Here is a 12,114-nt window from a genome sequence, read left to right on the forward strand (position 1 = left end):
GGTTCGATGTTGAAACGTCTGCTCGCCTGCCTTGCGTTCATTTCCGGCCTCGCCGCCGTCGGAGCGCCTGCGCATGCCAGTGTTGCAGGGGCCCTCGATGCCGCGCTCGAACTGAGCCAGAAGGCGGACCAGCCCGGCAAGGGCGAAACCTCGACATGTTCGCCGCGTGAGCGGGAGCAGAAGGCAAAGGCCGACAAAACTGCGCCTTGTCGCCCGTCGTCGACGGTAACGGTTGTCATCCCGACAGTGATGTTCGGACCCGACCGCGCCTTCGAATAGGATCCGGCACCGCCGACAGATTCCGATGCCCGGCACCACAGGCGTGCGCGGGCATTCTCCCTATAGACCATCCGTACAGATTCAGGGGCACCCCGTTCCATGCTCAATTCCGTGATGAAGGCCGTCTTCGGCTCGTCCAACGACCGTTATGTCAAGTCGCTCGGCAAGATCGTCAACCAGATCAACGCGCTCGAGCCGCAGATCCAGGCGCTGACCGACGAAGAGCTCGCCGCGCAGACCGACAAGTTCCGCGCGCAGCTGGCCGATGGCAAGACGCTCGATGATATCTTGCCCGAAGCCTTCGCTACCGTGCGCGAGGCATCGGTCCGCGTGCTCGGCATGCGCCACTTCGACGTGCAGATGGTCGGCGGCATCGTGCTCCACCGCGGCGAGATCGCCGAAATGCGCACGGGCGAGGGCAAGACGCTCGTCTCGACGCTGGCGACATACCTCAACGCCATCGAAGGCAAGGGCGTCCACGTGGTCACCGTGAACGATTACCTCGCCCGGCGCGACGCCGAATGGATGGGCCGCCTGCACAAGTTCCTCGGCCTGACGGTCGGCGTGATCGTGCCGAACCTCAACGAGTTCGAACGCCGCGAAGCCTACAACTCCGACGTGACCTATTCGACCAACAACGAACTGGGCTTCGATTACCTGCGCGACAACATGAAGCACGAGCGCAGCCAGATGGTGCAGCGCCCCTTCAACTTCGCCGTGATCGACGAAGTCGACTCGATCCTGATCGACGAGGCGCGCACGCCGCTGATCATCTCCGGCCCGACCGAGGACAAGTCCGACCTCTACATCGCCATCGACGAAGTGGTGAAGACCTTCCCCGAGGAGTGGTACGAGAAGGACGAGAAGCAGCGCAACATCCAGCTGACCGAGGACGGCACCGAGGAAGTCGAGAAGCTGCTGATCGAAAAGGGCCTGCTCGAAACCGAAAACCTCTACGACGTCGAGAACACCCAGGTCGTCCACCATCTCGATCAGGCGCTGCGCGCCGTGCACATGTTCAAGAAGGACACGGACTACATCGTGAAGGACGACAAGGTCGTCATCATCGACGAGTTCACCGGCCGTATGATGGATGGCCGCCGCTGGTCGAACGGCCTCCACCAGGCGGTCGAGGCCAAGGAAGGGGTCAAGATCGAGCCGGAAAACCAGACGCTGGCCTCGATTACCTTCCAGAACTATTTCCGCATGTATCCCAAGCTGTCGGGCATGACCGGTACCGCCGCCACCGAGGCAGCCGAATTCTGGGACATCTACAAGATGAACGTGGTCGAAATCCCGACCAACGTCCCCGTCCAGCGCATCGACGAGGACGACGAGTTCTACAAGAACACGCAGGACAAGTTCAAAGCCATCGCCAAGGCGATCCGCGAGAAGAACGAGATCGGCCAGCCGGTGCTGGTCGGGACCGTCTCGATCGAGAAGTCCGAAATGCTCAGCGAGTTCCTCAAGGAGGAAGGCGTGGAGCACGAGGTCCTGAACGCGCGCCAGCACGAGCGCGAGGCGCATATCGTGGCGCAGGCAGGGCGTATCGGCGCGGTGACCATCGCCACCAACATGGCCGGTCGCGGCACCGACATCCAGCTGGGCGGCAACGTCGATTTCCGGATCGATGACGAACTGCGCGACATGCCCGATGGTCCCGAAAAGGACGCCGCAATCGCCAGGATCAGGGAAGAGGTCGCAGCCGAAAAGCAGCGCGTGCTGGAAGCGGGCGGCCTGTTCGTTCTCGGTACCGAGCGCCACGAAAGCCGCCGCATCGACAACCAGTTGCGCGGCCGTTCGGGCCGTCAGGGCGACCCTGGCCTTTCCCGCTTCTACCTTTGCCTCGAAGACGACTTGCTACGCATTTTCGGTCCGGACACGCTGTTCGCCCGCATGATGAACTCGAATCTCGAGGATGGCGAGGCGATCGGCTCCAAGTGGCTCTCCAAGGCCATCGAAACCGCGCAGAAGAAGGTCGAGGCGCGCAATTACGAGATCCGCAAGCAGGTCGTGCAATACGACGATGTGATGAACGACCAGCGCAAGGTCATCTACGAACAGCGCGCGGAGATCATGGACAGCGAGGCGGTGGACGATGTCGTGATCGACATGCGCCATGATGCGATCAATTCGATCGTCGGCAATGCCTGCCCGCCGGGCTCCTATCCCGAGCAGTGGGACGTCGAAGGCCTCAAGGAAAAGGCCGAAGAGGTTCTCGGCATGACCTTCCCGATCGAGGATTGGCTCGAGGAGGAGACAGTCGAGCCCGAGCTCATCGAGGAACGCCTGCGCGAAGCCGCCGACAAGGCGATGGAGGGCAAGCTGGCTTCGGGCGATCCGGCCATGTGGCGCCGCATCGAAAAGAGCGTACTGCTGCAGGAGCTCGACCACGAGTGGAAGGACCACCTCGCCACGCTCGACGCGCTGCGCCAGGTCGTCGGCCTGCGCGCCCATGCGCAGAAGCAGCCGCTCAACGAATACAAGCAGGAAGCCTTCCAGCTGTTCGAGAGCATGCTCGACAAGCTGCGCGAGACGGTGACCAACAAGCTGCTGCGCATCGAACTGCGCGAGCCGGAGCCGCTCCCGCCGATCGACCTGCCCGAACTGCCGGATTTCCTGACCGGTCACATCGATCCGCTCTCCGGTCTTGACAACTCGAATGACGGGGATGGTTCGGAAACCCGCGAAGCCATGTTCGGCTCGTTCGCCGGCAGCCCGCGTGCCGCAGTGGGGCCGGGCGGATCTGTGGGCGACAATCCCTATGCGAGCTTGAACATCAGTCGCAACGCACCGTGCCCGTGCGGGTCTGGCAACAAGTACAAGCACTGCCACGGCGCCATCTCGGCCCGGGCCTGAGCTTCGCGGCCCCGTCGCTAGCTGCGGCGGGGCTGCCGCGCCATCGGAACCAGCGGCGGAGCGCCTGTCTCAGGGACGATGGGCTCCCCCATCGGTTCGAACCCGCAGCTGGCGTAGAAGCCCGTATTCGCCGGATTCGAATTTTCCAGGTAGGCGATCGTCCCCGTGCGGTCGCATGCGTCGAGCACAGGCTGGATAAGCCTGCGACCGAAACCCTGGCCCTGCGCCGATTGCCTGAGGCCGATGCTGAACAGATAGGCGTGCGCGAAGGTCGGGTGGCGCTTGTCCATCGCCTCGCCGGTCAGGATACCGCGCTTGACCGCGCCCGGCCCGCATTTGAACAAAGTGGGGAGCGCGAACGCAACATAGTCCCCCGTGCTGAAACTCGAATCCCCGCCCGGCATCATCCACATGCAGGCACCCTGGTCGCCGAGTGTGTAGCAATAGCCGCGCTGTGAGTAGATCCGGCGGGCCTGCAGGAGGAAAAGGTGTTTGATTCCGGCGAAATTGCCGAACAGCCAGTGGTTGAAGGGATCGTGGCGGAAGGCATCGGCGGTAATGTCACCGAGCCGTGTGGCCTCGGCCGGCCCGGCGCGGGTCAGGCCATTGCCCAATAGGATATCGTCTGCGTCCATGGCCCCTCTTCTCCCTATTGCAGGCTAGCTGGCAGGGCGGAGGCGGTCTAGGCGTTCCGCATGCCGCTCCTGATCGCCGCGTTCTTTGTCACCGCTCTTCTCTACGCCAGCGTCGGCTTCGGCGGCGGGTCGACCTATAACGCCCTCCTTGCGCTGTCGGGCGTCGATTATCGCATCCTCCCGCTGCTGGCCTTGTCCTGCAACATCGTCGTCGTTGCGGGAAGCACGGTCAGGTTTGCCCGCGCAGGCGTCACGCCGTGGCGCAAGGCCGCACTGCTGACCGCACTTGCCGCACCGGCAGCACTCGTCGGTGGCCTCACACCCATCGATGAGGCCAGCTTCCTGACGTTGCTCGGCGCGAGCCTGGTGCTGACCGGTCTTGGCCTGATGCTGCCGACCGGAGAAAGCGGCGGCGAACCTGCCAGGGCCGCGCGTTACTTGCCGATAGCGGCGATCCCCCTCGGCTATCTGGCAGGACTGGTCGGCATCGGCGGGGGAATATTTCTCGCCCCGCTGCTGCATCTCGTCCGCTGGGATTCGGCACGTGCCATCGCGGCGACGGCCAGCCTGTTCATCCTCGTCAATTCGCTGTTCGGTTTGGCAGGACAGGTGCTGAAGGGCGGGGAAGGGCGCCTTGCCGCCGCTGTCGACCTCGGCCTGCCGCTGCTTATCGCCGTCGCTGTCGGCGGGCAGATCGGCAGCTTGCTGGCGCTCAAGTACCTGCCGCAGCGCTGGATACGCCTCGGCACCGCCGCACTCACCATTTGGGTGGGCGGACGCCTGTTGCTGCAGATGTGAAGAAAGTGACTCCCCGAGTTGGGGCGCAACGATGGCGGAACTCTGCCGAAAAATTTGTCTAACCGCCCCAAAATGCGCTACGAGAATCTGCCTCATCCCTTAGGTGATGTCTAACCTCTAGACGTCCGCTTCGCGCCCCCAAATCGGACATTCCCTGGGTCGTCGGCATCTCCTGAAAGCAGTCATTCTCAAGTGAGAAATCTTCACGATCACAGTGATAGTAAATTCGCGTAGCAATTAGCTTTTGCTAACTGGCCCACTTCCTTACGGGAGGGGCAATGGCCTTTTTGAAACGATCGCTCAGCTTATGGGGTGCGGTATTACTTGCTGCATGTGCGTCTGATCCGGGCGAGCGCACGGATGAAGCGGTCCCGGTGGTGGCCGAAAACGTTCGCTTCCTGCCTGACAAGGTACAGGTGGAAGCAATTGGCACAGCGCGTGCTGTGACATCAGCCGAGATTTATCCCGAGAGTGCAGGCCGCGTGACCCTTGTGATGTTTTCGGCGGGTGACTTCGTGCGCTCGGGCCAACCGCTACTCCAGCTTGATGCAAGGCAAGAGCGATTGGCGGTCGATTCCGCGCGAGTGCAGGTACTCGAAGCCGAGCAATTGCTTGGCCGCTACCGACGGATCGAGGATACGGGTGCGATTTCCGAAAGTCAGATCGAGGCAGGTGAAACCGCCCTGGCCTCAGCGCAGGTGGCGCTGCGGCAGGCGCAGGCCGAGCTTGCCGATAGGGTGATCCGGGCGCCATTCTCGGGTCATATCGGCTTGACCGAGATCGACCCGGGCGACCGGGTGAGCGATGCTACGCCGATCGCACAGATCGACCAGCGCAGCCGTCTATACATCGACTTCCCGGCACCCGAAGAAGTGTTCACGACCTTGCGCGAGGGGCAAGCGGTGCAGGTCGCTGCCTTCTCCGATCCCGACAATCCGATCGAGGCACGCATTGTTTCGACCGATTCCCGTGTTTCTAGCGATACCCGCAACTTCATCGTGAGAGCTGCGATCGCCAATTCGAGCGACCGCTTCCGCCCCGGTATGAGCTTCCGCGTGATGTTCATTCAAAACGACGCCACCCGCGCCGCGGTTGCCGAAGAGGCGATCGTATGGGGCGGCGAGGGTTCATACTTGTTTGTGGTTCGCGAAGGGAAAGCGGCGCGAATCCCAGTGACGATCACTTCTCGCCGGGACGGGCTTGCATTGGTCGACGGGGCGCTGAAAGCGGGCGACCGAGTGATTGTGGAAGGCGTCCAGAAAATCCGCGACGGGCAAGCCATCCGCCTGGTGCGTCCGGTCGCAGCGCCCGAAGCCGAGGTCGAATTGCGCGAACCTTCCGCGGCCGGCGACGAAAACGATGGCCGGTAAGTCCGACCTGCCGATGCTCGCGGTCAAGCGGCCGCTGCTGATCGGGGTGCTCAACCTCCTTATCGTTATCGCGGGCCTAGCCGCGTTTGCTGGGATCGAGGTGCGGGAATTGCCCAACGTCGATCGACCCATTGTTTCCATCTCTGCTTCGCTACCTGGCGCGGCGCCCGAAACGATGGACAGCGAGGTTACGAGCGTTCTCGAGGATGCCGTCGCACGCGTTACCGGCGTACGCCAGATCAATTCGTCGAGCGAAGAAAACAACACACGCATCCGTGCCGAGTTCAATCCCGGGGTCGATCTTGATACTGCGGCTTCGGATGTGCGCGAAGCCGTAAGCCGCGTGACGCGCGACCTCCCCGATCGGGTCGAACAGGTCAACATCGTAAAGGCCGATGCCGATGCCCAGCCGATCATGGTGCTCGCGGTATCGAGCGATCGATATGGTGAGGCCGAACTGACTCGGGTGGTCGAGAACGACGTGATCCCCGAATTGCTGACCGCCGCGGGTGTGGCGAGCATCGACCAGTTCGGCACGCGGGCGTTGCAGATGCGCGTGTCGGTCGATCCGGCCCGTTTGAACCGGTTTGGGCTGACCATGAGCGATGTCGCCTCCGCGCTCGAACGCGCACCATACGATGTACCGGTTGGTTCCTTCCGGTCTGAATCGCAGGAACTCGTTGTACGCGCCAATGCGAGCGCGACCGAACCCGACCTCATCCGAGAGGTAATCATCGCCGGGACAACTCGAGTGGGCGATGTCGCCGAAGTGACCTTAGCCCCGGCCGATGCAACGAACTTCGTGCGCCTCGATGGTCGCCCGATCGTAGGTCTCGGCATTGTGCGTCAGGCGAGTTCGAACACGATCGAGATCTCGAATGCAATCCGCGCCTCAGTGGATCGGGTGGCGGCGCGATATCAGGACCTCGATATCCGTGTGGTGTCGGACGATGCCGATTTCATCGAGATTTCGGTTCGCGAAGTCTTGATCACACTCGTTTTCACCATCCTCGTGGTGATCGGAACGATGTTGGTGTTCTTCTGCGCCTGGCGCGCGACCTTGATACCCAGCACCACAATCCCTGTTGCGCTCATCGGCGTGCTAGCCGGAATATGGCTGATGGGGTTCTCTATCAACCTGCTGACCCTACTGGCGCTGGTTCTCGCGACGGGCCTGATCGTCGACGACGCGATCGTCGTTCTTGAAAACACGCAGCGGCTCCAAAACAAGGGTCTCGGAAGACGCGCTGCGGCGGTAGTCGGCACTCGGCAGGTATTCTTCGCCGTGATCGCGACGACGGCGGTTCTCGTCTCGGTGTTCCTGCCGATCAGCTTTCTCCCTTCTGAAGCGGGACGGCTGTTTCGCGAATTCGGCTTCGTTCTCTCGGTCGCGGTAATCATTTCCTCCTTCGTCGCGCTGTCGCTGGTCCCGGCGCTGGCGGCCAAGTTCGACCTCAGGAGCGGCAATGAGGGGTCGGATCGGATAACCCGCATCGGCGCGAAATTGCGCGAGCATTACACCGCCTTGCTACGTCGATGCCTGGATCATGGCCGAATCTTGGTCGGCAGTGCGGTTGCGATGGCGGCGATCACTGGCCTGCTCTTTCTCCAGCTTGATTCCGAATTGGTTCCGGATGAGGATCGCGGTGTCATTGAAGTCGATGCAACAGGTCCCGACGGCGTCGGGCTCGACTTCATGGACCGCGAGCTCGACGAAATAGAAGTCGTGCTCCAGCCTTATCTCGACAGCGGAGAAATCCAGAGCACCTTCTCCATCGTCGGCCGCTACGATCCGAACCGGGTTCGCGTTACCGCGCAGCTTGCCGACTGGAGCGATCGCGATCGTAGCCAGAGCGCTATTGTCGAGGAGTTGAACGACCCTCTTCGCGAAATTCCGGGCTCGCGAACCAATGCCCGCGGGCGTGGCACGCTGAGTTTCGGCGGCGGAGGCGGCGGCAATATCGAGGTTGCGCTGACCGGAGGCGAATACGACAACATTTACCGTTCGGCATTGGCGCTTAGCGATGCGATCGACACCGGTTCGGAAATTCTCTCCAATCCCGATATCTCGTACCAGCCCACACAGCCGCAGCTATCGGTGCAAATCGATCGCCAGCGTGCCTCCGATCTCGGCGTCGATCTGGACGATGTCGCTCAGACCCTGCGCGCGATGATTGGCGGGGATGATATTGTAGACCTGAATGTTGATGACCAAGCGGTCCCGATTTTCCTCACCTCCGAAGCGGTCGCGGTGACCAATCCCTCTGACCTGCGAAATCTATACGTCCGGACCGAGAACGTGGGACTTGTGCCGATGTCGAGCATCACCCGGATCGTGGAACAGGGGGTGGCTGCCGAACTGGACCGCACAGAACAACGGCGGGCGATCGAACTTGAGGCGAACATTGCTGAAGGTATCCCGCTACAGGACGCGGTTGACGAAATCGAACGCCTCGCCGCGGAATCCGTGGCGGAGGACATCGATTTGCTCCTCCAAGGCGAGGCTGAGAGCTTGGAGGAAACATCGAACGACGTCCTGATGACATATCTTTTTGCGCTGGTGATCGTCTTCCTCGTGCTGGTCGCACAGTTCGAAAGCCTGACCAGTGCACTCGTCGTTCTGTGTACAGTGCCATTTGCTCTCGCTGCTGCGATCCTCGCGCTGTTTGTATCCGGCGTCTCGCTCAACATCTATTCGCAGATTGGCTTGGTCATGTTGATCGGACTGATGGCCAAGAACGGTATCCTGATCGTCGAATTCGCAGACCAGCTACGCCACCAGGGGCGCAGCGTGCGTGAGGCTGCCGAAGAAGCGGCGGCAATCCGGCTGCGCCCGATCGGGATGACCCTGATTTCGACCGTGATCGGGGCGGTTCCGCTGATCCTCGCCTCCGGTGCCGGGGCGGAGGCGCGCCAGTCGATCGGATGGGTCATTTTCGGCGGTCTCGGCATAGCGGGCTTCTTCACGCTTTTCCTGACCCCGGTTATTTATCTCGGCATTGCGCGCTTCGGGCAGCCGCGCAGCGTCGATCTGGCAAAATTGCAGGAAGAGATCGATGACGTCGACGAAGATATGACGATGGCGCCGGCATGATCGTTGGGAGGATCATGCTCGCGGCCTGCGCGCTATTGATCGCCGGTTGCGCGAGTACCGATGTTGAGGTGCCCGATATCTCTGTGGCAGCACCGACGGAATATTCCGCCGACTTGCCGGCTGCAGGGCTTGATGAGCTTTGGTGGCGAGCCTTTTCCGATCCGATCCTCGACGACATGATCGCGCGCGGCCTCGCAGCCAATCTCGATATCGCCGCCGCCGGCGACCGATTGCGCGCGGCCGAGGCGCTGCTGCGCGCTGAGCGAGCCGATCGCCTTCCGACCATCGGCGGCTCGGCGAATCTTGGCGTCGAAACTGGTGATGAAGGTACGCGCTTTACAGCAGGCGGTGGTCTCTTCGGCAGTTTCGATCCCGACCTTTCGGGACGGCTGGGTGCCGAAATTCGTCTTGCCACCGCGCGCTATGCCGAAGCTGGCTATCTGCAAGCAGACCGGCGACGCTTGGTCGCAGCAGCGATTGCAGCGCAGTATGTCGAATATCGCCGGACCGGCGCCCAGCTTGCGTTGCTCGAGGAATCGACTGAACTGCAGCGGCAAACGCTGCGGATCGTCACTTTGCGGTTTGAGGCCGGCCTGTCGGCTAATCTCGACGTGCGCCGCGCGGCGGCCGACCTCGCGCAGACACAGGCCCGGCTAGGTCTAATCGAGGTCTCACGTGCCGAGGCAAAACATGCTCTTGCCGTGTTGCTCGGCGAAGCGCCGGGAACGTTCGACGTTCCGGCGTCGGCAGATGGGAATAATGCGATTCCCGACTATACCGCCGGTCCGTCGATCGGGGGGCCTGTCAATTTGCTACGGCGCCGCGGCGATGTGCTCGCCGCCGAGGCCCGGCTTGCCGGCGCCACCGCGCAGGTCGGCATCGAGCAGGCTGATCTGCGCCCCTCGCTCGTGGTGCCCGGTTCGATCCTTATCGGCGACGGTTCGCTCGACGAGCTGTTCTCCAGTTTCCTTGCCACACTCGGCGCTGCGCTGGACCTGCCACTGTTCGACGGGAGGCGGCGTCGCGCCGAGGTCGAGGCTGCGCAAGCCGAGCTCGATGCCAGTTTCGCCGACTACCGCCAAGCCTTCCTGCTGGCGCTTGGCGAGGCAGAGAACGCGCTGGTCGCGATTGGCGCCTACCGCCAACGTGCCGACGCGCTGGCTGAAGCGATCGAGCAGAGCGAAACCGCGCTAGGTCAGTCCAACGCGCTTTATAGAGAGGGATTGGCCTCGCTGTTCGACGTGCTTGATGCGCAACGCCAACTAATCGCCAGTCGCCAATCATTGCTCGATAACCAAGCCGATCTGGCAACGGCATACATAGCGCTGCATTCTGCAGCAGCGAGTGCCAATAGTGAGTGAAAGCCTTGAGCGGGGATAAGTTGAGCTACCACGTCCGCTTTGCGCCCCGATTCCGGACATTCCGGGGGTTCTTGTGGGGCTTGAAGGCTGGCCGGCAGCTTTGCGATCTTGGTACTCACTGATGTTGCCGGCAAAAGGGGGGCGACAATGATCTCGTTGATGGGTTTTTGCGAACGCTCAGCACCTGCCTTGCGTTCACTGCGGGACTAATTCCCGATTACGTTCTTCGACATCGGCGCTAGTTTGGCCAGCAGTCGATTTTGTGCAGAGAATGGTATGCCCTCTTCCTGCATCGCCTGCTGCAAATTCTCGACCAAAGCGTTCATGTCGCTGGTGCGCACGCCCATGCCTTCATGCGCCGCAGCCATGTCACGGCCGGTATAGTCGCAACCGGCGTTCAGAATGTAACAGAACTGTTCGAATAGCGTCCGCTTAAGCCGCACCATGTCGTGAGCGACGAAGATCTCCGCGATCCGCGGGTCCTGACGTGACAGTTCGACCGCCCGTTCGGCTATGCGACGGATCCCATCCTGTCCCCCGAAGGCTTGCGCCATGTTCGTGCCGGCGAATGGATGCGCCCCCGCATTGTTGTTGTCTTGTTCGTAGGGGTCGACGGGAAACTCGCCGGTCTCAGGGTTGCGGACCCTTTCCTCGACGCCGAACTCCTCGTCCCAGTCGACTTCTGGGGGCGGAGTGTCCTGCATGGCGAGGAGTGCGAGTGGGAGTAGGATCATTGTGGAAGGCCTTGTTGGCTGGTTAGCTTGCGTGGGAGCGGCGGGGTCAGAACGCGACCTGTGCGGACAAATATGCGCCGCGCTGATCTTCGAACGTGGCGATCGAACCGAGATCAGCATAGGCTGCGGTTAGCGTAATGTGATCGGTCAGGGCATAGGCTGCGAAAATGTCCATCCAATCGTCCTCGCCCAGACCCAGATTATCGGGCTTGCTCCGAAATTCCGCGCCAAGCACCGCTCGACGCGAGATCTGATAGGCGACCGAGCCTTCGAACCGCAGTTCGCGACCTTTATCGGCCGCATTCCCAAATCCTAGCAACCCGCCCTGGTTTCCTGACGTGAAGCGCGCTGTCGCGGAAGCCAGCACGCTGCGCGAGAGGAATAGCTTCGACGCGCTGGCGAAGAAGTCGGTCCCCTCAGCGCTGCCAGCGCCGACGGCCTGCAAGATGGCTGCGTCACGACTACGCTTGTGCTGGATGCCGACACTTACCTGCGGGATGAGCGGATCACCATAAATGAGGTCTCCGAAGACCCTAACCTTGGCACCGAACACATCCTGGTTGAATGTGTAGCCTTCGCCTAGGCCGAGGGCGGTGCCCACGTCGCGCGTGTCGAGGTTCTGCCGCGCATAGGATAGCTCCAGGCGATTGGCGATACCGATGGCGACCCCGTGGCTCTGCCATCCGTAATCCGGCAGTTCTACTAGCGTCACGTGGCCGGTAAGTCCGATGCCACTTTCAGCCTCGAGCCCGCCAATCGTCGCCCAGGTGGCTATGCCGCCACCGCTGGCACCTTCGACGGAGCTGACGCCGTTCGTAAGCAACAATTTTCCGCCTTCGAACAGGCCCTGGCCCGACGTGGGAGGAGCGCCGGCTTCTTCGTCCTGCGCATTAGCCGGATTGGCAAACAAGACTAGGCTGGTGGCCCATGCGGCAAGAGCATGAATTTTCTTCATGTCCGGCTTCGTACATCGACGTGGTTAAG

General features: G+C 61.8%; 9 protein-coding genes. 6 read left to right on the forward strand and 3 right to left on the reverse strand.

The features are described 5' to 3' along the window. Nucleotides 1-6 precede the first annotated feature (6 nt). Both K3172_RS08395 and secA read left to right on the forward strand, forming a co-directional pair. Complete coding sequence (locus K3172_RS08395; RefSeq protein ID WP_221588718.1) at nucleotides 7-279, forward strand: hypothetical protein; 273 nt, start codon at nucleotides 7-9, stop codon at nucleotides 277-279. Between the two features lie 99 nt (nucleotides 280-378). Then, the gene (secA, locus tag K3172_RS08400; protein WP_221588720.1) at nucleotides 379-3,138 is read left to right on the forward strand and encodes a preprotein translocase subunit SecA; all 2,760 of its coding nucleotides are present in this window, start codon (nucleotides 379-381) and stop codon (nucleotides 3,136-3,138) included. Between the two features lie 17 nt (nucleotides 3,139-3,155). Here the strand turns inward: secA and K3172_RS08405 are convergent, their stop codons facing one another. Beyond that, entirely contained in the window at nucleotides 3,156-3,773 is a 618-nt protein-coding gene (locus K3172_RS08405) for a GNAT family N-acetyltransferase (RefSeq protein ID WP_221588722.1), read from the reverse strand. A gap of 60 nt (nucleotides 3,774-3,833) precedes the next feature. Between K3172_RS08405 and K3172_RS08410 the strand changes: the two genes are divergently transcribed. The 4 genes from K3172_RS08410 to K3172_RS08425 all read left to right on the forward strand — a co-directional run bounded on the left by K3172_RS08410 (nucleotide 3,834) and on the right by K3172_RS08425 (nucleotide 10,396). Next, nucleotides 3,834-4,571: a sulfite exporter TauE/SafE family protein gene (locus tag K3172_RS08410; protein WP_221588724.1), complete on the forward strand. Its 738-nt coding sequence runs from the start codon at nucleotides 3,834-3,836 to the stop codon at nucleotides 4,569-4,571. Between the two features lie 278 nt (nucleotides 4,572-4,849). Beyond that, nucleotides 4,850-5,941, forward strand: a complete 1,092-nt coding sequence (locus K3172_RS08415) for an efflux RND transporter periplasmic adaptor subunit (protein WP_221588725.1) — start codon at nucleotides 4,850-4,852, stop codon at nucleotides 5,939-5,941. Next, nucleotides 5,931-9,035, forward strand: a complete 3,105-nt coding sequence (locus tag K3172_RS08420) for an efflux RND transporter permease subunit (protein ID WP_221588727.1) — start codon at nucleotides 5,931-5,933, stop codon at nucleotides 9,033-9,035. The genes K3172_RS08415 and K3172_RS08420 overlap by 11 nt, the downstream gene beginning before the upstream one ends. Nucleotides 9,036-9,049: 14 nt before the next feature. Continuing rightward, complete coding sequence (locus tag K3172_RS08425) at nucleotides 9,050-10,396, forward strand: efflux transporter outer membrane subunit (RefSeq protein WP_221588729.1); 1,347 nt, start codon at nucleotides 9,050-9,052, stop codon at nucleotides 10,394-10,396. Nucleotides 10,397-10,602: 206 nt separating this feature from the next. Here the strand turns inward: K3172_RS08425 and K3172_RS08430 are convergent, their stop codons facing one another. Continuing rightward, nucleotides 10,603-11,100 (reverse strand): group I truncated hemoglobin, encoded by a 498-nt coding sequence (locus K3172_RS08430; protein WP_247717973.1) that lies wholly within the window; start codon nucleotides 11,098-11,100, stop codon nucleotides 10,603-10,605. A gap of 76 nt (nucleotides 11,101-11,176) precedes the next feature. Then, nucleotides 11,177-12,085, reverse strand: coding sequence for a DUF3034 family protein (locus tag K3172_RS08435; protein WP_221588733.1), 909 nt, complete (start codon nucleotides 12,083-12,085; stop codon nucleotides 11,177-11,179). Nucleotides 12,086-12,114 lie beyond the last annotated feature (29 nt).

The organism is Qipengyuania proteolytica (genome assembly GCF_019711565.1).
Taxonomy (GTDB): domain Bacteria; phylum Pseudomonadota; class Alphaproteobacteria; order Sphingomonadales; family Sphingomonadaceae; genus Qipengyuania; species Qipengyuania proteolytica.

What these genes read in the sequence shown, in the direction of transcription:
- secA (WP_221588720.1), top strand. Translation starts at nt 379, where the DNA reads ATGCTCAATTCCGTGATGAAGGCCGTCTTCGGCTCGTCCAACGACCGT.
- K3172_RS08435 (WP_221588733.1), bottom strand. Translation starts at nt 12,085, where the DNA reads ATGAAGAAAATTCATGCTCTTGCCGCATGGGCCACCAGCCTAGTCTTG.
- K3172_RS08405 (WP_221588722.1), bottom strand. Translation starts at nt 3,773, where the DNA reads ATGGACGCAGACGATATCCTATTGGGCAATGGCCTGACCCGCGCCGGG.
- K3172_RS08420 (WP_221588727.1), top strand. Translation starts at nt 5,931, where the DNA reads ATGGCCGGTAAGTCCGACCTGCCGATGCTCGCGGTCAAGCGGCCGCTG.
- K3172_RS08415 (WP_221588725.1), top strand. Translation starts at nt 4,850, where the DNA reads ATGGCCTTTTTGAAACGATCGCTCAGCTTATGGGGTGCGGTATTACTT.
- K3172_RS08410 (WP_221588724.1), top strand. Translation starts at nt 3,834, where the DNA reads ATGCCGCTCCTGATCGCCGCGTTCTTTGTCACCGCTCTTCTCTACGCC.
- K3172_RS08395 (WP_221588718.1), top strand. Translation starts at nt 7, where the DNA reads ATGTTGAAACGTCTGCTCGCCTGCCTTGCGTTCATTTCCGGCCTCGCC.
- K3172_RS08425 (WP_221588729.1), top strand. Translation starts at nt 9,050, where the DNA reads ATGCTCGCGGCCTGCGCGCTATTGATCGCCGGTTGCGCGAGTACCGAT.
- K3172_RS08430 (WP_247717973.1), bottom strand. Translation starts at nt 11,100, where the DNA reads ATGCAGGACACTCCGCCCCCAGAAGTCGACTGGGACGAGGAGTTCGGC.